The sequence below is a fragment of the Leclercia tamurae genome (assembly GCF_025566055.1).
In the GTDB taxonomy this organism is placed as follows: domain Bacteria; phylum Pseudomonadota; class Gammaproteobacteria; order Enterobacterales; family Enterobacteriaceae; genus Enterobacter; species Enterobacter tamurae.
In genome coordinates this window covers 198,875-220,040 of sequence record NZ_JAMHKS010000075.1, presented here as the reverse complement: position 1 = coordinate 220,040, position 21,166 = coordinate 198,875, and the positions used below count along the sequence as shown (strand labels likewise).

20 protein-coding genes and 1 tRNA gene are annotated in these 21,166 nt (G+C 57.4%); 8 read left to right on the top strand and 13 right to left on the bottom strand.

From position 1 onward, the window contains the following. Positions 1 to 7: 7 nt before the first annotated feature. A complete protein-coding gene (gene mnmC, locus M8318_RS15625; protein ID WP_262663454.1) occupies positions 8 to 2,011 on the top strand; it encodes a bifunctional tRNA (5-methylaminomethyl-2-thiouridine)(34)-methyltransferase MnmD/FAD-dependent 5-carboxymethylaminomethyl-2-thiouridine(34) oxidoreductase MnmC in 2,004 nt (667 codons plus the stop codon). Between the two features lie 35 nt (positions 2,012 to 2,046). Here mnmC and M8318_RS15620 read toward each other — a convergent pair whose 3' ends face one another. From M8318_RS15620 to prmB, 6 genes are all read right to left on the bottom strand, one after another. Then, positions 2,047 to 2,325: a YfcL family protein gene (locus M8318_RS15620; RefSeq protein ID WP_106994715.1), complete on the bottom strand. Its 279-nt coding sequence runs from the start codon at positions 2,323 to 2,325 to the stop codon at positions 2,047 to 2,049. 13 nt (positions 2,326 to 2,338) lie between these two features. Beyond that, entirely contained in the window at positions 2,339 to 2,884 is a 546-nt protein-coding gene (locus M8318_RS15615; protein WP_106994714.1) for an elongation factor P hydroxylase, read from the bottom strand. After that, on the bottom strand, positions 2,884 to 3,693 hold the full coding sequence (locus M8318_RS15610; protein WP_106994713.1) for a sulfite exporter TauE/SafE family protein: 810 nt from the start codon (positions 3,691 to 3,693) through the stop codon (positions 2,884 to 2,886). The genes M8318_RS15615 and M8318_RS15610 overlap by 1 nt, the downstream gene beginning before the upstream one ends. Next, a complete protein-coding gene (gene mepA / locus M8318_RS15605; RefSeq protein WP_262663453.1) occupies positions 3,693 to 4,517 on the bottom strand; it encodes a penicillin-insensitive murein endopeptidase in 825 nt (274 codons plus the stop codon). Before mepA ends, M8318_RS15610 begins: the two co-directional genes overlap by 1 nt. A gap of 2 nt (positions 4,518 to 4,519) precedes the next feature. Then, entirely contained in the window at positions 4,520 to 5,605 is a 1,086-nt protein-coding gene (gene aroC, locus M8318_RS15600) for a chorismate synthase (protein WP_262663452.1), read from the bottom strand. 76 nt (positions 5,606 to 5,681) lie between these two features. Further along, positions 5,682 to 6,614: a 50S ribosomal protein L3 N(5)-glutamine methyltransferase gene (gene prmB, locus M8318_RS15595; RefSeq protein ID WP_262663451.1), complete on the bottom strand. Its 933-nt coding sequence runs from the start codon at positions 6,612 to 6,614 to the stop codon at positions 5,682 to 5,684. A 157-nt stretch (positions 6,615 to 6,771) separates the two neighbouring features. Between prmB and smrB the strand changes: the two genes are divergently transcribed. Further along, positions 6,772 to 7,323 (top strand): endonuclease SmrB, encoded by a 552-nt coding sequence (gene smrB, locus M8318_RS15590; RefSeq protein ID WP_106994709.1) that lies wholly within the window; start codon positions 6,772 to 6,774, stop codon positions 7,321 to 7,323. Between the two features lie 45 nt (positions 7,324 to 7,368). On the opposite strand, the gene sixA is transcribed toward smrB, so the two are convergent. The 4 genes from sixA to M8318_RS15570 form a co-directional block, all read right to left on the bottom strand. After that, the gene (gene sixA / locus M8318_RS15585; protein WP_106994737.1) at positions 7,369 to 7,854 is read right to left on the bottom strand and encodes a phosphohistidine phosphatase SixA; all 486 of its coding nucleotides are present in this window, start codon (positions 7,852 to 7,854) and stop codon (positions 7,369 to 7,371) included. Between the two features lie 210 nt (positions 7,855 to 8,064). Further along, the gene (fadJ, locus tag M8318_RS15580; protein WP_262663450.1) at positions 8,065 to 10,212 is read right to left on the bottom strand and encodes a fatty acid oxidation complex subunit alpha FadJ; all 2,148 of its coding nucleotides are present in this window, start codon (positions 10,210 to 10,212) and stop codon (positions 8,065 to 8,067) included. Beyond that, positions 10,212 to 11,522 carry an acetyl-CoA C-acyltransferase FadI gene (fadI, locus tag M8318_RS15575; RefSeq protein WP_262663449.1) on the bottom strand — a complete coding sequence of 437 codons (1,311 nt, stop codon included), beginning with the start codon at positions 11,520 to 11,522 and terminating at the stop codon, positions 10,212 to 10,214. The genes fadJ and fadI overlap by 1 nt, the downstream gene beginning before the upstream one ends. A gap of 156 nt (positions 11,523 to 11,678) precedes the next feature. Next, entirely contained in the window at positions 11,679 to 11,963 is a 285-nt protein-coding gene (locus tag M8318_RS15570; protein ID WP_262663448.1) for a YfcZ/YiiS family protein, read from the bottom strand. Positions 11,964 to 12,334: 371 nt separating this feature from the next. Here M8318_RS15570 and fadL point away from each other — a divergent pair, with 371 nt between their 5' ends. Further along, entirely contained in the window at positions 12,335 to 13,672 is a 1,338-nt protein-coding gene (gene fadL, locus M8318_RS15565; RefSeq protein WP_262663447.1) for a long-chain fatty acid transporter FadL, read from the top strand. Between the two features lie 46 nt (positions 13,673 to 13,718). Here fadL and mlaA read toward each other — a convergent pair whose 3' ends face one another. Beyond that, positions 13,719 to 14,471: a phospholipid-binding lipoprotein MlaA gene (gene mlaA / locus M8318_RS15560; protein ID WP_262663446.1), complete on the bottom strand. Its 753-nt coding sequence runs from the start codon at positions 14,469 to 14,471 to the stop codon at positions 13,719 to 13,721. 315 nt (positions 14,472 to 14,786) lie between these two features. On the opposite strand from mlaA, the gene M8318_RS15555 reads away from it, so the two are divergent. The 5 genes from M8318_RS15555 (at position 14,787) to M8318_RS15535 (ending at position 17,499) form a co-directional block, all read left to right on the top strand. Next, a complete protein-coding gene (locus M8318_RS15555; RefSeq protein ID WP_262663445.1) occupies positions 14,787 to 15,728 on the top strand; it encodes a formate/nitrite transporter family protein in 942 nt (313 codons plus the stop codon). Between the two features lie 75 nt (positions 15,729 to 15,803). Then, positions 15,804 to 15,875, top strand: a tRNA-Arg gene (locus M8318_RS15550). A 131-nt stretch (positions 15,876 to 16,006) separates the two neighbouring features. Further along, positions 16,007 to 16,228, top strand: a complete 222-nt coding sequence (locus tag M8318_RS15545) for a hypothetical protein (RefSeq protein ID WP_166183207.1) — start codon at positions 16,007 to 16,009, stop codon at positions 16,226 to 16,228. 95 nt (positions 16,229 to 16,323) lie between these two features. Beyond that, entirely contained in the window at positions 16,324 to 16,893 is a 570-nt protein-coding gene (locus M8318_RS15540; RefSeq protein ID WP_332019112.1) for an isochorismatase family protein, read from the top strand. Between the two features lie 66 nt (positions 16,894 to 16,959). Further along, a complete protein-coding gene (locus M8318_RS15535) occupies positions 16,960 to 17,499 on the top strand; it encodes a DUF2058 domain-containing protein (RefSeq protein WP_262663443.1) in 540 nt (179 codons plus the stop codon). A 42-nt stretch (positions 17,500 to 17,541) separates the two neighbouring features. Here M8318_RS15535 and M8318_RS15530 read toward each other — a convergent pair whose 3' ends face one another. Both M8318_RS15530 and M8318_RS15525 read right to left on the bottom strand, forming a co-directional pair. Next, positions 17,542 to 18,906, bottom strand: coding sequence for an HlyD family type I secretion periplasmic adaptor subunit (locus M8318_RS15530; protein WP_262663442.1), 1,365 nt, complete (start codon positions 18,904 to 18,906; stop codon positions 17,542 to 17,544). Continuing rightward, positions 18,893 to 21,079 (bottom strand): type I secretion system permease/ATPase, encoded by a 2,187-nt coding sequence (locus tag M8318_RS15525; protein ID WP_262663441.1) that lies wholly within the window; start codon positions 21,077 to 21,079, stop codon positions 18,893 to 18,895. The genes M8318_RS15530 and M8318_RS15525 overlap by 14 nt, the downstream gene beginning before the upstream one ends. Positions 21,080 to 21,166: the final 87 nt, after the last annotated feature.

Here is a 21,166-nt window from a genome sequence, read left to right as displayed (position 1 = left end):
AACTTACGTGAAACAAAACGCCATACAACCTGCCAACCTCGAATTCAACGCTGAGGGTACACCTGTTTCCCGAGATTTTGATGATGTCTACTTCTCTAATGATAACGGACTGGAAGAGACTCGTTATGTTTTCCTCGATGGAAATCAGCTGAACGCCCGTTTTCCGGCACATCCCCGCGATCTGTTCGTGGTGGCGGAGAGCGGTTTTGGCACCGGCCTGAACTTTCTTACCCTCTGGCAGGCCTTCGATCGCTTCCGTGCGGCCCACCCTGAGGCTACGCTGCAAAGATTACACTTCATCAGTTTTGAGAAATTCCCGTTGGCCGCCGCCGATCTGCGTCTGGCCCATCAGCACTGGCCGGAATTAGCGCCCTGGGCTGAGCAGCTCCAGGCCCAGTGGCCGCTGCCCATCGCGGGCTGCCATCGTCTTCTGCTGGACGGCGGGCGCGTCACGCTCGATATCTGGCTCGGCGATATCAACGACCTCACTGACCGGCTCGATGACTCCCTCAATCAGCAGGTTGACGCCTGGTTCCTCGACGGCTTTGCGCCGGCCAAAAACCCGGATATGTGGAGCCCGCAGCTGTTTGCTGCGATGGCCCGCCTGGCCCGCCCTGGGGCAACGCTCGCCACCTTTACCTGCGCTGGATTTGTGCGTCGTGGCCTGCAGGAAGCCGGCTTCACCATGCAAAAAACCAAAGGCTTTGGCCGTAAGCGCGAAATGCTCGTCGGAGTGATGGAGCAGGATCGCCCCTCCCCTTCCCGCACGCCGTGGTTTGCCCGCACCGCCAGTGACAGCCGGGAAACCGCCGTGGTGGGTGGCGGGATTGCCAGCGCCCTGCTGTCGCTGGCGCTGTTACGCCGTGGCTGGCAGGTGACGCTCTACTGCGCCGACGATGCCCCGGCAACGGGCGCCTCCGGTAATCGTCAGGGGGCGCTCTACCCTCTGCTGAGTGCCCAGGATACGGCGCTGAGCCAGTTTTTCCCGACGGCATTTACCTTCGCCCGTCGTCTGTACGATGCCCTGCCGGTGGCGTTTGATCATGCCTGGTGCGGCGTCACCCAGCTTGGCTGGGATGAGAAGAGCCAGCAGAAAATTAACCAGATGCTCCTTATGGACCTGCCCGAGCAGATCGCCGTAGCGGTTGATGCCCAACAGGTGGCAGAGAGCACCGGAGTGCAGACCGATTGCGGCGGGATCCAGTATCCGCTCGGCGGCTGGCTGTGCCCGGCCCAGCTTACCGCGGCGGTGATTGCCCTGGCGCAAACCCTCGGCCTGCAGGTGCATTACGGCCGCCAGGTTATGTCCCTGGAGCAGACCGATACGCAGTGGAAATTGCACTTTGCCGACGGTGAACAGGCACAGCATGGCAGCCTGGTGCTGGCAAACGGGCATGGCATCAACCAGTTCAGCCAGACCGCACAGCTGCCAGTCTATCCGGTGGGCGGTCAGGTCAGCCATATCCCGGCGGCCCCGCAGCTGAGCCAGCTGCGTCAGGTGCTCTGCTACGACGGCTATCTGACCCCGCAAAACCCGGCCAATGGCCAGCACTGTATCGGCGCCAGCTATCACCGCGGACAGACCGCGCCGCAGTATAGCGACCAAGATCAGCAGCATAACCGTCAGCGACTGATCGACTGTTTCCCCCAGGCGGCATGGGCGCGTGAGGTGGATGTCAGCGCAGGAGAGGCGCGGAACGGTATTCGCTGCGCCACCCGGGATCACCTCCCGATGACCGGGGCGGTACCGGACTATGACGCCACCCTGGCGGCGTATCAGGATTTAGTGAACAACAAAGACCAGGCGGTGAGTGCCCCGGAATTCCGCAATCTGTTTATGCTGGGCGGGCTGGGTTCACGCGGGCTCTGTACGGCGCCGCTGACGGCAGAAGTTCTCGCCGCGCAGATGAGCCACGAGCCGATCCCGCTGGACGCGCATACGCTGGCAGCGCTGAATCCGAACCGGTTATGGGTGAGGAAGTTGTTGAAAGGGAAGATGGTTAAAGCGTAGGCCCGGTAAGCGTAGCGCCACCGGGCGATTCCCGATTAGTTCAGGCTGGCTTTCTGAAACAGGGTTTCCCACATCCCCAGCACTAACGACTGGTCGCGCGGAGAGAGTTCGCCTGCCAGAATGGCTTTTTCCAGGCTGCGGGATACTTCGGCGTGCACCGCCTGTGGTGAATGGTCGTCTCCGGCTTCCAGCTCGGCAACGGCCAGCGTCAGGTGTCCACGCAGATAACCGCTGGCAAACAGCTCATCATCACTGGCGTGCTCAACCATGTCATCAATTAACGCCAGAATGCGTGATTCAAATTCTGCGATCATCTTCTTTCCTCTATTAAAGATCTTCCGGCCACGGGAAGCATTCCGCCGTGATCTCCGGCGTGTGGTAATAATTCTGTAAAGCCTTGATCAAGCGCGCCGGACGTTCCGGGATGCCGTTCTCAAGATAGTCCATCACCTGCGCGTGAACGCGGCGCTGGAAGACAATACGATCTGGCTCAAAGTCACCTTCGAGGTTGTCACAGCTGACGTTGAACGGGAACCCTGCCGCCACGCAGAACAACCATTCCAGCGCCTGGGGTTTCACTTCCACATCTTCAAACTGTCCCTGGGTCGCCGCGTCACGTCCGTCCGGGCAGTACCAGTAGCCAAAGTCCACCAGCTCGCGACGCGCCTTTCCGGCAATACACCAGTGCGATATTTCATGCAAACCACTGGCATAAAAGCCGTGTGCAAAGACGATCCGGTTATACGGAAGCTCAGCATCAGCAGGAAGATAGATCGGTTCGTCGTCGCCTTTAATCAGACGGGTATTAAAATCATCAGCAAAACAGCCGTCGAATATCTCGATCAGCTGTTCATATTTATGCGTACTGTTCATTAGTTCATCCCCAACCAGTGGAGGATCTCCTGTCCGTGGCTGTCATAAAGAAGTTTGGCACTCATGACGGCCGAGACAATGACAATCATCGGACGGATGAGCTGTTGCCCTTTGCTTAATACCAGGCGCGATCCTACCCGTGCGCCCATAAACTGTCCGGCCATCATCACAAAGCCGGTTGCCCAGATCACCTTCCCGCCGATGATAAACAGCAGCAGGCCGCCGAGGTTAGAAGTGGCGTTCAGCACCTTGGCGTGAGCGGTGGATTTGGCGAGGTTAAACCCGGCCAGGGTCACAAAGGCCAGGGCGTAAAACGACCCGGCACCCGGGCCAAAAAAACCATCATAGAAGCCGACGCAGCCTCCCGCGATCAGAGCAAACGGCAGACCGTGCAGGCGGCGCTGGCGATCCTCTTCCCCGAGCTTCGGCATCAGCAAAAAGTAGAGACCAATACAGATGACGAGGATCGGCAAAATCTGGCGCAAGATGTCGGACTGCACATGCTGAACCAGCAGCGCCCCGGAGGTCGACCCGATAAAGGTCATCAGAATATTGAGTTTCTGATCCGCGAGGCTCACCACCTTACGGCGGATAAAATAGATCGACGCGGAGAGCGACCCACCGCAGGCCTGCAGCTTGTTGGTCGCCAGCGCCTGGGCCGGGCTCATCCCCGCCGCCAGCAGCGCCGGAACGGTCAGTAACCCGCCGCCGCCGGCCAGGGCATCAATAAATCCGGCCAGCATGGCGATAAAAAACAGCGCCACCAGCAACAGCGGCGACACCATAAACAACTCGGTAAATTGGTCCATCACAGGGCATGCTCATCCAGTAGCGCCTGGCAGGAAGGCGGCAACGGCGGCGGTGTCTTCTTCACAGGCTTGGTGGGTCCAGGTTTCGCTGGCTCAAACCAGCTTTGTAATTCCGCGCCGCAGCCATCGCCTGGCGGCGGTAACGGCTGATCTTCACACTCAAGGCTGTTTGCCGGACAACGCAGGCGGACGTGCATATGTGCCCGGTGCTGGAACCACGGCCGCACTTTGCGCAGCCAGTCGCGGTCGGTTCCGGCATCTTCACAGAGCTGCTGCTTGATGGCCGGGTTGACGAAGATGCGCGTCACCTCGTTATCTTCCGCCGCCAGCTTGATCATACTGGAAACCTCCTGCGACCAGCGCGACGGCACCACACGCTTGCCGTCGCTGGCGACCAGATCGAGCGCCTGCGGCTTCAGCAGCTGAGAGGATGACCAGCGCGTTTTTGGCAGCTGGAGGAAGATGTCGACATCCAGCCCGGTCTGATGGCTGGCGTGGCCGCTGTTGAAGCGTCCGCCTGCCGGCATCCCCATATCGCCAATCAGCATCGTGCCCAGCCCCAGGTTATGCACCTGATTGCCCAGCCGCTGAATAAACAGCACCAGATCCGGGTGGCCAAAGTAGCGGCGCTGATCGGTGCGCATCACCTGCCAGGTATCGGACTGCAGCGGCAGCGCCTGGGCACCGACGATACAGCCATTGGAAAAGGCGCCAATCGACTGGGCGCTCCCGGCGACCGGATGAGTGATTTTCTGCCACGGCGTTGCCGCCAGCGAGGCCCCGCTGGCCAGCAGCGCCAGCAGAGCAATTGCGGTTTTTTTCATGGTTACCAGCGTGGAAGAGGAGTCGTCACATCCGCATTCTGCGCGCGCTGGCGCAGGAAGTGATCCATTAGCACGATCGCCAGCATTGCTTCTGCGATCGGCACCGCGCGGATCCCGACGCACGGATCGTGACGCCCTTTGGTGATCATCTCGACTTCTTCGCCCGCACGGTTCAGGGTGCGCCCCGGTACGGTAATGCTGGAGGTCGGTTTCAGCGCGATATGGGTAACAATCTGCTGCCCGCTGCTGATCCCGCCGAGCACGCCGCCCGCGTGGTTGCTCTGGAAGCCCTCTTTCGTAATCTCATCGCGGTTCTGGCTGCCGCGCAGGGCCACAACGTCAAAACCGTCGCCAATCTCGACCCCTTTCACCGCATTGATGCTCATCATCGCATGGGCGATGTCGGCATCGAGGCGGTCAAAGACCGGCTCACCCCAGCCCGGCGGCACGCCGTCAGCCACCACCGTGACTTTGGCGCCGATGGAGTCGCCCTCTTTCTTCAGGCCGCGCATCAGTTCGTCCAGTGCCTCCAGCTTTGAGGCATCCGCGCAGAAGAACGGGTTCTGTTCGACCTGATCCCAGTCTTTGATCGCCAGCGGGATATCGCCCATCTGGGTCAGACAGCCGCGGATGACGATGCCAAATTTCTGCGCCAGATATTTTTTAGCGATAGCGCCTGCGGCAACGCGCATGGCGGTTTCACGGGCGGAAGAACGACCGCCGCCGCGATAGTCGCGGAAACCGTATTTTTGCTCGTAGGTGTAATCGGCATGGCCCGGACGGAACACGTCCTTGATGGCGCCGTAGTCCTGCGAACGCTGATCGGTATTCTCAATCAGCAGGCCAATGCTGGTGCCGGTGGTGCGTCCTTCGAAGACGCCTGACAGGATTTTGACTTGATCCGGCTCGCGTCGCTGGGTGGTGTAGCGCGATGTCCCGGGGCGGCGGCGGTCGAGATCGTGTTGTAAATCGGCCTCAGTCAGTTCGATGCCTGGCGGTACGCCATCAACGATGCAACCCAGCGCCAGACCATGCGACTCACCAAAGGTGGTCACGCGGAATAATTGTCCAATACTGTTTCCTGCCATCACGGCTCCGTTTTCGTTGTTCTGTGTTTGAGCTTTCTGTGTTTGCGCAATGTGAAACGGGCCGAAGCCCGTTGGATTAATCTTTATAGATGCTGAAGTGTTCGCGCGCGGCGAGAAGCTGCGCTTTGGTCAGCATGAAGACGCCGTCGCCACCATTGTCGAACTCGAGCCAGGTGAACAGCACATCCGGATATTGCTCCATCAGATGTACCATGCTGTTACCCACTTCACAAATCAGAATGCCGTCGTCGGTCAGATAATCCGGCGCGCAGGCAAGAATGCGACGAGTCAGCTTCAGGCCGTCAGAGCCGGACGCCAGGCCCAGTTCCGGTTCGTGGCGATATTCGTTCGGCAGGTCGGACATATCTTCTGCGTCAACGTATGGCGGGTTAGTGACGATCAGGTCGTACTGCACTTTCGGCAGATCGCGGAACAGATCGGAACGGATCGGCGTTACGTGATGGATCAGGCCGTGCTCTTCAATATTGTGTTCCGCTACCGCCAGCGCATCAGAGGAGATGTCCACCGCGTCCACTTCCGCATCCGGGAAGGCGTAGGCGCAGGCAATGGCGATGCAGGCGCTGCCGGTACACATATCCAGAATGTGCTCCGGCTGATGGTCAATCAGACCAGCAAACTGGTTGTTGATCAGCTCACCGATCGGCGAGCGCGGCACCAGCACGCGTTCATCGACAAAGAACTCATGCCCGCAGAACCAGGCTTTATTGGTCAGGTAGGCCACCGGGATACGTTCGTTAACGCGGCGGATCACGCGCTCAACGATGCGGTGTTTCTCGCTGGAGGTCAGGCGCGCAGAGCGCATATCTTCCGGAATATCCAGCGGGAGGTAGAGGGAGGGCAGCACCAGCTGCACCGCCTCGTCCCACGGGTTATCGGTGCCGTGACCGTACCAGATATTGGCCGCGCTGAAACGGCTGACCGCCCAACGCAACATGTCCTGAATGGTTTGCAGCTCATTCACCGCTTCATCGACAAAAATTTTATCCACTATCTTCTCCAGGGCATGCTCGCTAAATTTTCGGCGGCTAGTGTGCCACGAAGACGGCGATAAATCAGCATTGTCGCTAACGCCTTGCGGGTAAAAAATGCGTTTTGCCGTGCGGCGAGTCAGGTACACTGTCGGAAATAAGAGATGAGACGGACCCATGAAAAAGAAAACATCGCTTAGCGAGGAGGATCAAACGCTGTTTCGTCAGCTGATGACCGGCACGCGTAAAATCAAGCAGGACACCATCGTCCACCCTCCGATACGCAAAAAAGTGAGTGAAGTGCCGGTAAAACGGTTAATCCAGGAGCAGGCCGACGCCAGCCACTATTTTTCCGATGAGTTTCAGCCGCTGCTGAACACCGAGGGCGCGGTAAAATATGTGCGCGCGGATGTCAGCCATTTCGAGCTGAAAAAATTACGTCGCGGGGATTATTCGCCGGAGCTGTTTCTCGATCTGCACGGGTTGACCCAGATGCAGGCCAAGCAGGAGCTGGGAGCGTTGATTGCCGCCTGTCGCCGGGAACATCTGTTTTGCGCCTGCGTGATGCACGGTCATGGGAAGCATATTCTGAAGCAGCAAACGCCACTGTGGCTTGCCCAGCATCCGCACGTGATGGCTTTTCATCAGGCACCCAAAGAGTACGGCGGAGATGCCGCATTGCTTGTGCTGATTGAAGTTGAAGAGTGGCAACCGCCTGAGCTGCCCTGACAGGCAGGCGGGTGGCTGAGGCTACCCGCCTGGATGTGGTTTACGTCAGATAGCTTTCGCCATCTTCAGATTGCAGGGACTCATCTGCCAGTTGAACACGCCGACACCCGTTTCATCGAGGGTGACATTGGCAATGGCAGAGGTACTGAACATCGGCGGCGTTTCGCCCGGGCAGAGTTCAGAGACCAGGTAGCCGACTAACGGCAGATGGGAAATCACCAGCGCAGAGGTAACACCTTCACTGCTCAGGGCCTGAAGATAGGCACTGACCAGACCTACATCGCCACAAGGGGTAAGCTCTTGCAGGATATCGACGCCGGCAGGCAGGTTCATACACTCCCCTACCACGTCCAGTGTCTGTTCAGCACGCAGGAACGGGCTGACGAGGACACGCTCAATATCCACTTTTTGCCCTTTCAGCCAGGTTGCCATTTGACGGGACTCGTCACAGCCGCAAGGCGTCAGAGGACGAACAGAGTCACTGGCAGCATCGAGTGCCGCGTCACCGTGACGCATGATAAAAACTTGCATATTGCACCGCTTTTGTTGACCAGGATCACCGGTGTTAACACCCCGCGTGAACACATCACGAGGTAGAAAACCCGATGGCCGGGCATTGTGCCTGATCCATCCGTTGAATGAAACGCTGTTTTTTACCTCAACGGCGTAAGTATAGTCAATGTCAGTTTATAAATTAGACAGGACCAGACCCTTCAACGGCGGATTTACTCTTATTTGACCTTAATTTACCGGGTCAGTTTCCTTTGCTGGCCAAAATCGCAGCCCCTGATCCGCCATCTGCAATAATGTGTCACACGGTGTAAACCGCGGCCCATATTGCACAGCCAGTCGTTGTAAAATCGCAACAACCTCACCCGCGCCAATGCTATCCATATAGCGGAACGGGCCACCCAGGAAAGGTGGAAAACCAATGCCAAACACCGCACCAATATCGCCGTCGCGAGCGTTTTTAATCACCCGCTCATCAAAGCAGCGCGCCGCCTCGTTGAGCATCATCATCACGCAGCGTTCTGCGCACTGAGTCGCAGACAATTTGCCCTCGCCGGTGGGCTTAATAAGCCCATAAATCGCCGGGTCTACCTGCTTCTTGCTTTTACGCCCTTTTGGATCGTAAAGATAGAAACCACGTCCATTTTTTCTGCCTTTGCGATCGTCATTCAAAATTGCAGAAACAATGTTTGCAGGGGCGCTAAATCGTTCCCCGTAAGCACTTTCCAGCACAGGTATAATTTTAGTGCCGGTATCGATTCCCACCTCATCCAAAAGTTGGATTGGCCCAACGGGGAAACCAAACTTCACCAGCGCATTATCAATGTGATCAACCTTTTCCCCTTCGATCAGCAGGCGCATGGCTTCGTTGATGTAAGGGGCCAGAATACGGTTAACGTAGAACCCGGCTTTATCCGCCACCACCACCGGCGTTTTACCCTGCATTTTCGCCAGCTTTACAATAGTGGCAACGGTCTGCGGGCTGGTGCCGGCGTGGGGAATCACTTCCACCAGCGGCATTTTTTCAACCGGGCTAAAGAAATGCAGTCCGATCACCTGTTCAGGACGCGCGGCCTGGGCCGCAATATCGCCAATTGGCAGCGATGAGGTGTTAGAGGCAAAAATAGTATGCGGCGCGCAATGCGCTTCGACCTCGGCCACCATCTGCTGTTTCAGGGTCAGATCTTCAAATACCGCCTCAATCACCACATCGCGATGGCGGAAGCCGCTGTAATCCGTGGTACCGGAGATCAGCGCCAGCTGGCGATCGCGCTCACTGGCTTTGATATGGCGGCGTTTGACCTTCTTATCAAGCAGCTGCCAGCTGTACTGCAGGGCGTGGTTGATCCCTTTCGGATTGATGTCTTTGATCCGCACCGGTAATTTGCCCTTGCTGGCGGTCACGAAGGCGATACCGCCTCCCATCAGTCCGCCACCCAGCACGCCGATGGCCTCAAGCGGTGCAGGCTCCGCCTCGCTGCCGGGATCTTTCTTCACCTCGGTGCTGGCAAAGAAAATGCTGCGCAGCGCCTGCGACTGCGGGGTCATCGCCAGCTCACCAAAGGCTTTAGCTTCTGCGGCATAGCCGCTGCTGCTGCCCTGGGTCAGACCGGTATGGATAACCTCGAGAATGCGTTTTGCCGCCGGGTAATTCCCCTGGGTTTTTTGTTCGGTTTTGTTCGCCACCATTCTGAACAGCAGCGTGCGGCCCAGCGGACCTGCCAGCACGCGCTCGCGCACCGGTAAGCGACGTCCGGCCGGTTTGTCTTTCAGGGCCAGCGCAACCGCGGATTCAAGCAAAATCGACGGCGGAACAACCTCATCCACCAGCCCGACCTTCAGAGCCTGACGCGGACGCAGCTGTTTGCCGGTGAGGATCATCTCCAGCGCCGTGCTGACGCCCACCAGCCGCGGCAGACGTTGGGTGCCGCCCGAGCCGGGCAGCAAGCCGAGCTGCACTTCCGGCAGGCCCAGCACCGTTTTGCCGTCGTCGGTACAGATCCGCCCGTGACAGGCCAGCGCCAGCTCCAGACCGCCGCCGAGGCAGGCGCCGTGGATCGCCGCAATTACCGGGATCGGCAGGGCATGAATTTCTGCCATGATCTGCTGCCCCTGACGGGCCAGTTCTTCCGCTTCCTGCGCGCTGCTCGCGCGGGCAATCATGTTGATATCGGCCCCGGCAATAAAGTTGTCCGGCTTGGCCGAGATAAATACCAGCCCGCGAAGCGTTTTGTTTTCACGCACCTGCTTGAGGATGGCGCGCACCTGACCGCCAAATTCGGCTTTCAGGGTATTCATCTTTTCGCCTGGCGCATCGATGGTGACCACCGCCACGTTGTCCAGTCGCACATGCAGGGTAAACGCCGTTGTCATCTCCATTATTCCGCCTCCAGAACCATTGCGGCACCCAGGCCACCCGCCGCGCAGGCGGTTACCAGGCCAAACCCGCCGCCGCGACGGCGTAACTCATGCAGCGTCTGGGTGATCATCCTCGCCCCGGTCGCCGCAAAGGGGTGACCGTAGGCAATAGAGCCGCCCAGCACGTTAAATTTGCTTTCATCGACCTCGCCCGTCGCGTGGGCACGGCCTAACACATCCCGGGCAAAGCGTTCGCTGGCCAGCAGCTGCAGGTTGGCCAGGGTCTGGGCGGCAAAGGCTTCATGCATGTCGATAAGCGTCAGGTCGGCCATCGTCAGTCCGGCACGCTCCAGCGCCAGCGGCGTGGACCAGGCTGGCCCCAGGAGCATGTCCTGCCAGACATCAATGGCGGTAAAGGCATAGCTGCGCAGGTAACCGAGCGGAGTCAGGCCCAGCTCTTTAGCGCGGGATTCGGTCATCAGGATCACCGCCGCCGCGCCGTCGGTTAACGGCGTACTGTTGGCGGCGGTCACGGTGCCGTGCTTGCGGTCGAATGCCGGGCGCAGTTTTGCGTAATCCGCCAGCGTCGAAGTGCCGCGGATATTGTTGTCTTCGCTGAGCGGCTCGCGGTATGGCGGGGTGTAGGCGGTCATCACCTCGTTCGCCAGCTTGCCTTCGGCCCAGGCCTGAGCGGCGCGCTGGTGTGAGCGGTGCGCCAGCGCATCCTGCTGTTCGCGGGTGATGCCGTAGGTCTTCGCCATCTGTTCGGCGGTGTCGCCCATCCGCAGGCCGGTAGAGTACTCGGCGACGGCAGGCGGGACAGGGAGCAGATCGCGCAAGCGCAGGCGGGAGAAAAGCGATAAGCGCTGTCCGGTGGTACGGGCTTTGTTGACGTCCACCAGCACGCGGGCCAGTTTTTTGCTGACGCCTATGGGTAATACGGATGAGGAGTCGGCCCCGCCGGCGATCCCGGCGCGAATGGTGCCCGTTATCAGGCTTTCTGCGACGTTCGCCACCGCCTGAAAGCTGGTGGCGCAGGCGCGGCTGACGCTGTAGGCATCGGTATGGACATTCATCCCGGTGCCCAGCACGATTTCACGGGCGATATTAGGCGCTTCCGGCATCTGCACCACCTGGCCAAAGACCAGCTGTTCAATCACCTCGGGCGGTATTTCGCTGCGAGCCAGTAACTCCCCTACGACCATTTTTCCCAGATCGACTGCAGGTATGCCATGAAAAGCCGTCGCCTGACGGGCAAATGGCGTGCGTAATCCACTGACAATGGCAATGCGATCCCCCTGACGGGTGATTAGCGGTAATGCCTGACTCATAACGCTCCCCTGTGAATAACAAATACGCAAAGTGGTCTGACCTGATAACAGTCTTAACCAAATTTTTACATTAGCCAATCGGGGAGAAGAAAAATTGCGAGCGAAGCCACAGAGCACGAACGAAACGCCCCCATGAATGGAGGCGTTGAAAGGTAATTAACGCAGACCGAGCTGGAAAATAAGGGACTCAGCTTCGCAGCTGAACACGAAGTCGATGTCCAGGCGCACCCCGCCGTCCACTTCGGTGAAGGTGGAAGAGATGTCGCACGGTTCAGACTCCACGCCGCGTGCTTTCGCGGTCAGGGCTGCCAGCGCCTCTTCGGCTTCGGCACGGCTGGCAAACTCACGGCTGTAAGAGGCGGTGCAATCCGTGTTATCCACGATGGTACCCACATCCATACAGCAGCAAACCGGGGTTTCATCAGCACTGCATTTACTCATAGTAGATTTCCTCTGTAGTCGCGCACGGCGCGAAATAGACACAATGCTGATATTTTACGCCCCGCCCGGGAGGGGCTCCAGTCGTTAATGGCGTAAACGCGGGTAAGTGAGCAATATCACACGTAAAAATGATCTAAAACAAAAATCACCCGTTCGGAGTAAGCGAACTGGTCACAATTATGCCAACCAGATCCCGTTTCGAAAAACATATCAGTAAATATTAATAAACACACTTGCAACATTCTATCTGGTCAGACCTATACTCTCGCCACTGGTCTGATTTCTAAGTGTTACCACAGACCCTACACTTCGCGCTCCTGTTACGGTATGTAACAAAAATTGAATAAAAATAACTCAATGAGGTTATGGTCATGAGCCAGAAAACCCTGTTTAAAAAAACTGCGCTCGCAATCGCAGTGGCAATCGTCTCCACCTCCGCCTGGTCAGCGGGCTTTCAGCTTAACGAGTTCTCCTCCTCAGGGCTGGGCCGCGCCTATTCCGGGGAAGGTGCCATCGCTGATGACGCAGGGAACGCGAGCCGTAACCCGGCGCTGATCACCATGTTCGATCGCCCGACCTTCTCCATCGGTGCCGTTTATATCGATCCTGATGTGAACGTCACGGGTAACTCCGCTTTAACAGGACAAAGTGCAGATCAGGACAACATCGCGCCTACTGCATGGGTGCCTAACGTGCACTTTGTTATGCCAATCAACGACCAGTTTGGTTGGGGTGCGTCTGTTACCTCCAACTACGGTCTGGCAACCGAATTTAACGATAGCTATGCAGCAGGTATCTACGGCGGTAAAACCGATCTGGAAACCCTCAACCTGAACCTGAGCGGGGCTTATCGTCTCGACAGCAACTGGAGCTTTGGTGTGGGCTTTGATGCCGTTTACGCGAAAGCCAAAATTGAGCGTTATGCAGGTTCGCTGGGTCCACTGCTGTCACGTCAGCTGACCGGCCGTGTACCGCCATCCTACCTGAATGGTATTAACGAACCTGACGATCAGATTGCGTACCTGAAAGGCGACGAATGGGGCTTCGGCTGGAACGCCGGTATCCTGTACGAGCTGGATAAAAATAACCGCTGGGGTCTGACCTACCGTTCAGAAGTGAAAATCGACTTCGAGGGCGATTATAAGAGCTCCATCAACCCGGCTCTGAACAGCATCCTGGGCAGTATGGGTCTTCCGTCAGGCACCGGTGGTCGCACCGAGAGTGGTTCTCTGTCGCTGCATCTGCCAGAAATGTGGGAAGTCTCCGGGTATAACCTCGTGGCGCCACAGTGGGCTGTCCACTACAGTCTGACCTACACCAGCTGGAGCCAGTTCCAGGAGCTGAAGGCCACCGGCAGCAACGATCAAACCCTGTTCTATAAAGAAGAAAGCTTTAAGGACGCGTACCGTATCGCACTGGGTACCACCTACTACTACGACAAGAACTGGACCTTCCGCACCGGTATTGCCTTTGATGACAGCCCGGTTCCGGCCAACAAGCGTTCTATCTCTATTCCGGATCAGGACCGTCTGTGGCTGAGCGCCGGTATGTCCTACGCCTTTAACGATGATGCCTCTATCGACGTTGGCGCATCTTACATGCATGGTCAGAAAGTGAGCTTCACCGAGGGCGAAGGCGCGGCGGCGTATAACTTCACTTCTGAAGGTAAGGCGTGGCTGTTCGGGACCAACTTCAACTACGCGTTCTAATCACATCACGATTAAAAAAGGTGAGCCCCTGGGGACTCACCTTTTTTTATTCCGCATCAATCTCGGAGAGTTCATTCTCGATCGCTTTCGCGTTCGGGTTATCTTCCGGTTTCAGCTTGCCGCCGTTAGCAATAAAGTCATGGTTCTGGAAGTAAGCTTCACGCACCATGAGGTACGGATCGGAGGACTGACGCAGCAGGCCGTCGGAATCCAGCAGCTGTGCGCGCGTCTCCACCCCTTCCAGCGTCCATTTACCTATCGACAGCGGCCAGGTCAGCCATGACAGCACCGGATAGAGGGTATCCACCGCATCACCACCGTCTTCACGCAGGGTGAAGCTGCCGTAGAACGGTAAATGGACATACGGGCCGTAACCCACATTGTAATGACCCAGGGTACTACCGAAACGGTGGGGCTGCTCGCGTTGCAGCTTCGGATTCGCCATTCCGGCAACGTCAATAAAGCCACCCATGCCTAACAGGGTATTCAGGAAGAAGCGGGTGAAGTGGACCATCCCCTGATAGGGATCGCCCTGCAGGAAGTAGTTCGCCATCACCGCAGGCTCTTCAAGGTTGCTGGTGAAGTTGCTCAGCCCGTTACGGGCAGGTTGTGGCACATAGTCACGCCATGCCACCGCAACCGGACGCACTACATAGGGATCCAGCAGGTTATAGTTGAAGTTATACATGGAGCGGTTGAATCCTTCCAAAGGATCGGAGCGCCCCTGTTGCTCGCCAGAACTGGCGCAGCCCATCAGCAACGTGGTGCCCAGCGCAACCACCGACAGCCGAAGTTTCATATCTTTCTCCCTGTTAAGTATGGCTATCACCAAAAGCCATCCGTACTGGCGCTTTCGCGCTCCGTCTGTAAATGTGCAAGTGATTGTATCAGCACGCTTACTGATGTCTACGACCACAAATCGGGGCAATAAAGCACCTTCTTTATGATCTCAGAATAGCCTGGCTTTACGTTTTCGTTAGGCTGGCAATTTTATACGGCCTTAGCCGGGGATGTATCGCGTTTATTGCCATAACAGGAATTTAAGAGCATACCCACGGGCGATGAGATAAAAACCGCTACGCTTATGGGTATCAGTCACATCAGGAGCACCACAATGGACGAACTCAAAGAAGAGAAATTAGACAATCATACTGAAGAGCTGGAAGTTGAAAGCGAGGAGAACCGCCGGGGAAAGAAGATTGAGGTCGATGAGGACCACCTCCCCTCGCGCGCCATGGCGATCCACGAACATATTCGCCAGGACGGTGAAAAAGAGCTGGAACGCGATGCCATGGCTCTGCTGTGGTCGGCTATCGCCGCCGGGTTATCAATGAGCGCCTCTTTTCTGGCCAAAGGGATTTTTCACGTTCAGTTTGAAGGTATCCCCGGCGGGATGGTACTGGAAAACCTCGGCTATACCTTTGGCTTTATTATCGTGATTATGGCGCGCCAGCAGCTGTTTACCGAGAATACCGTCACCGCGGTACTGCCGGTGATGCAGAGCCCGACATGGGGCAATTTCGGCCTGCTGATGCGCCTGTGGAGCGTGGTGTTATTCGGTAATATTATCGGTACCGGCGTCGCGGCATGGGCGTTTGAATATATGCCGATATTTGACGAGCCCACCCGCGACGCGTTTGTGAAAATCGGCACCGGGGTGATGGAAAACAGTCCTCTCGAAATGTTCTCTAACGCCATCATCTCCGGCTGGATCGTCGCCACCATGGTGTGGATGTTCCCTTCTGCCGGATCGGCCAAAATCGTGGTTATTATTCTGATGACCTGGCTTATCGCCCTGGCCGATACCACCCATATCGTGGTGGGCACGGTGGAGATTTTATATCTGGTCTTTAACGGCACCATCCACTGGAGCGAGTTCTTCTGGCCCTTCGCCATCCCTACCCTGGCAGGCAATATCTGCGGGGGCACCTTTATTTTTGCCCTGCTGAGCCATGCGCAAATCCGTAACGATATGTCGAATAAGCGCAAAGCCGAGCTCAAAGCCAAAGAGCAGGCCCGGCAGGAGGAAGTGGAAGAGAATAAAAATTCGGCCTGAATGGCGACACTTTAAGCAGTCAGGCGGTGGCGAGCTTAACGCCTTGTATAAATGGCGTTATACTCGTGCCGCTTTGTCCCCTTAGTTAAATGGATATAACGAGCCCCTCCTAAGGGCTAGTTGCAGGTTCGATTCCTGCAGGGGACATTCTCCCGTCTTCCGCTTCAACTTATCCTTTCCAGCCAATAGCACCCATACCCACAACTTCACACATCGCTGTACTGTACTCTCGCGCCGTTAAAACGAATTCGCATCTCAAAAAATAACGGAGAAAGTACATGAAGAGAATCCTGATCGTTCTGGCCTTAATTGCCCCTTGCTCTGCCTTTGCCGGCGTTATCTTTCACCCGGTTGAGCGCGCTGCGGTAGTGGCAAACTCCGACCACCCGGTAGCTGCCGCGACGGTCACCGCCCAGGCAAGAAACCACCGCGCCGCCAGAGTGGACGCTGTTAACTGCAACGATGGTCGCTGCGTACAGCACGGTAACGTGGTTCGCTAAGACACCAGAGCTCCGGATTACCGGAGCTCACCCCCACCAAACCAGGGCGCTGACGCCCCTGAGCAAAAACAGTTACTCTTGAACGCTGACTCACCATGCCACCAGTCCGGTTTACAGAGGGTAATATGTCAAAAGCGCTACTCATCATCGATATGCAGAATTTTGTAAAAGAAAGAATCCAACAGGGTGTGGATTACTTCCCTCAGAACAGCATTGAAAACATGACGTCGGTAATTGAAAAATTCAGAACCTCTCGCACCCCAGTCATCCACGTACGCCACCAGACGCCTGAGCAGGGTTCTCCTCTCCATCACAGCTCGCCATCAAGCCAGCCCCTTGACGCTTTCCAGGAGCGCGCTGACGAACCGGTATTTATTAAACACACCTCCTCCGCGTTCAGCTCAACGGGATTACTGGCTTATCTCCAGGAGGAGCGTATTGCTGAGGTGGTGGTTATCGGTGCTGTGGCCGGATTTTGTGTTAACTCAACCGTCAGAATGGGCGCCGATCTGGGGTTAAAGATGACGGTGCTAAAAGATGCGGTACTCAGCTTTGAGCTGGAAAACCATCAGCTCAGCGCAAAGGCCATTCATGATGTGACCCTGGGTCTGCTCGATGCCGGTTTTGCGCAGGTTACCGACGCCGCGGCGTTCCAGCTTTCCTGAATACTGTGCCCTGAGCCTCCTCCAGGGTATAATCTGCCAATCATTTGACGGATTTCAGAAACGAACATGACCAAACTCACACTACAAGAGCAGATGCTTAAAGCTGGCTTAGTCACCAGCAAAAAAATGGCGAAAGTGCAGCGCACCGCCAAAAAATCCCGCGTGCAGGCGCGTGAGGCACGCGAAGCGGTTGAAGTGAATAAGCAGGCGCAGGTTGAACGTGATAAAGCGTTAAGCGAGCAGCAGAAGCAGGCCGCCCTGGCAAAAGAGTATAAGGCGCAGATCAAGCAGCTCATTGAGATGAACCGCGTTGTGATTTCCCGGGGCGATATTGGTTTTAACTTCACCGATAACAATCTGATCAAAAAAATCTATGTCGATAAAACCACGCAAGCACAGCTGATTAATGGCCGTCTCGCCATTGCGCGGTTGGCGGCTGAAGCAGGCCGTGAGGGCGAATATGCAATTATCCCCGCCGTCGTTGCCGAGAAAATTTCCCAGCGTGATGCGAGCTATATCGTGTTAAGCACCGAATTGACTCAGGAAGCGAAAGACGAAGACGATCCGTATGCCGATTTCGTCGTGCCTGACGATCTGATGTGGTAATACTGACAGACCACCTCCCGGAGAGGTGGTCTGTCTCCCTTCTTAGCGCTCGTGGAACGCCTCCGCTCTGGCGCGCAGGATCGGTTTCAGCAGATAGGCCATCACCGTTTTCTTACCGGTAATAATATCCACCGAGGCCACCATCCCCGGAATAATCAACAGCGGCTTCTCATCCGTACCGAGATGGTTTTTGTCGGTGCGCAGACGAATAATGTAAAAACTCTTCCCGTCTTTATCGGTTACCGTGTCGGGGCTGATCTGCTCCAGCGTGCCCTTCAGTCCGCCGTAGATGGTGTAATCGTAAGCGGTGAATTTCACCGTCGCTTCCTGGCCCGGACGTAAAAACGCGATGTCCTGCGGACGAATCTTCGCTTCCACCAGCAGCGTATCGTCCAGCGGAACAATCTCCACCAGGTCATTACCCGGCTGGATCACGCCACCGATGGTATTGACCAGCAGCTGCTGGACCACGCCGCGCACCGGGGAGGTCACCAGGGTGCGGTTCACCCGGTCGGAAATCGCCTTGCCCGAGGCCTCAATTTTGCTGAGATCGGTTCGCGCCTCGTTGAGCTGCCCCAGCGCCTCGCTGCGATAACGCCCCCGCGTTTCGCTGACCTTACTCTCAATCTCCTTGATGGCCGCTTCCGCCCGGGGAATGGCGAGCAGCACCGAGTCCAGCTGTCCCTGGGTTTCCACCACGCCACGACGCAGGCGCAGCACCTCTACTTTTGAGATTGCCCCTTTGGCCACCAGGGGTTCAGACATGCTGACTTCCTGCTGCTGCAGCCCGAGGCTACGGCGGTACTGGCTGACCTTGCCCTGGAAGTCGAGCAGCTCCTGCTTCTTCTGCACCAGCTGTTCGTTGAGTCCGTCCAGCTCGCTCTGGATACGTTTGTTAACGCTGGTGAACAGCTCCAATTCGCCATTGGCGATATCCGGCGCCTTCCGCACAATCTCCGGCGCCAGGGTCAGCGTTTTCGCATCGTCAAGCTGAGCGGTCAGACGCTGGATCCGCGCCTGCAGTGCCAGCCGATCGGCGTCGGACTCCCCGGCGTTGGAGCGAAACTGGGTATCATCCAGACGCACAAGCGGCGCCCCGGCTTTCACCACCTCCCCTTCATGCACAAAGACCTCGGCCACAATCCCGCCTTCGAGGTTCTGTATTTTCTGCAGGCGCGAGGAGGGAATAGCCCGCCCTTCCCCACGCGTCACCTCATCAATATTCGCCAGCGACGCCCAGAGGATCATGGCGATAAAGAAGGCGAAGATGGCCCACAGCGTGACGCGCACCACCCGCGGGGCATCGTCCAGCAGGGCTTTGTTGACCTCGTTGGTGGTGAAGGGTGCAGGCTGTTTATCTCCTGACAGCCAGCTCATCAGGCGGCTAAGCGACTCAACGATTCGCATGAATTTGTCCCTTCTTCAGCGCGCTCATGACGCTCTCTTTCGGGCCGTCGGCAATGATTTTGCCGTTATCGACAATAATAAGACGGTCCACCAGGGTCAGCAGCGACGCACGGTGCGTCACCATCAGCAGCGTTTTGTCGCTGATGACCGGTATCAGCGCCTTTTTAATCAGATCTTCGCTGGTGTTGTCCATCGAGCTGGTGGGTTCGTCCATCAGCAGCACCGGCGGATCGAGCAGCAGTGCACGCGCTAAAGCCACCGCCTGCCGCTGGCCGCCGGAGAGGCTCATCCCCCGCTCGCCCACCTGCATGTTGTACCCGGACGGATGGCGACGGGCAAACTCGTGCACCCCGGTAAGGGTGGCGACCCGCAGCATGGTCTCGTCGTCAACGTAGCTGGCGCCGTAGACCAGATTCTCCCGCAGGGTGCCGCTGAACAGATGGATATCCTGCGGGGCATAGCCGATGTTGTGGCGTAGATCGTGGACATCGATCTGGCGGGCATCAATACCGTCAATCAGCACATTGCCGCTGTCCGGCTGATAAAAGCCGACCAGCAGTTTCGCCAGCGAGCTTTTGCCCGACCCGCTGCGGCCGATGATCCCCACCTTCTCGCCGGGCTGGATGGTCAGCGACACATTGCTGAGCGAGGCGTACTGATTGCCCGGATAGACGAAGGTAACGTCGCGCAACTCAATGGCGCCGGAGAGCGTTTCCCGCTTCAGGGGCACTTCGTCATCCTGCACCTCCTGCTCGAGGTTCATCATCCGGTCGATAGTGGCTTTGGTCATCCGCGCCCGCTGGTAGCGGGTGATCAGGCTGCACAGCTGGCCGATGGGCATCATGGCGCGACGGTGCAGCAGGTAGCAGGCAATCAGCCCGCCCATGCTCAGGTTGCCGCCAATAATGATGTAGACCCCGGCCACGATAATGGCCACGCCGCTGAACTGCTGTAGCCAGGCGGTAAAGTTCACCGCCACATAGGAGAGCGACTTCACCCGCAGCTCCAGCTTGCTCAGCTGGCCGGTGAGGTGTTCCCACTGATACTGGCGCTCGCTCTGGGCGTTGTTGATCTTGATGGCATCCAGGCCGGTAAGCGTCTCTACCAGCATCGCCTGGCGTTCGTTGGAGAGCTGATAGGTTTTCTTGACCCGCGACATCAGCGGGCGCTGGATCAGCCAGTTCACCAGCAGCGCCAGCGGATAGCAGAGCAGCGGGATAAACACCAGCGGCCCCCCGATGATGCCAATCACCAGCAGGATCAGCAGGGTAAACGGCAGGTCGATAAAGGCGGTCAGCGTCAGCGATGAGAGGAAGTCGCGGATCGACTGGAACTCCTGAAAGTTCTGCGCGAAGCTCCCCACCCGCGGCGGGCGGAGCTTCATCTTCATACCCAGCAGCCGCTCGAACAGCGCCGAGGAGACCACCAGGTCGGTCTTTTTACCCGCCAGGTCGAGGCAGATGCCGCGCAGGATCTTCAGTACAAAGTCGAATACATACGCAATGCTGATGCCGATCGCCAGCACCCACAGGGTGGCTGTGGCCTGGTTGGGCACCACCCGGTCGTAGACGTTCATCACAAACAGCGGGGCGGCGAGCGCCACCAGGTTGACGAGGAAGCTGGCGACCACCGCATCCACGTAGAGGAATTTCGACAGTTTGAGCGTGTCCTGGAACCAGGCGGTAGTGCGCGGCAGCGTGGCCGTCGGCTGGGCATCGAACTCATGTTCCGGGGAGATAAAAATCACCCGCCCGCTGTAGTTTTCCGCCAGCGTCTCGGGGGATACGATAATCTCACCCCCTTCCGTTTCGCTGGGCAACAGACGCGCGCGCTGCTGCTCATCCCAGCCAATCAGCACCGCGATCTGATTATTCTTCAGCAGCAGAATGGCGGGCAGTGACATCGCAGTAATATTTTCCAGCGGACGCTGCACCACCCGCGCCTTGAGCCCTGCCCGCCCGGCGGCGCGCGGAAAGGTCTCTGTCGTCAGCGTATGAGCTTCCAGCGGCAGGCCGGTGGTCAGAACGTTGCGGCTGGTGGCGATGTTATGCAATTTACAGACGATCATCAGCGCATCCAGTAGCGGATCGTCATGGCTTTGCCGCGGATCCTGCCTGCCCTGCGCCTGCGGGGTGGTCTCAATGCGCTCGGAGGAGTCAATATCAGGCGTCATTCTCTGCCTCAGTGTTCTGCAGACCGATGCCGCAGATAAAAAAGAGAGGGTTGTCCCGGTGTCAGCCGGAATAACCCCCGTCAGCCT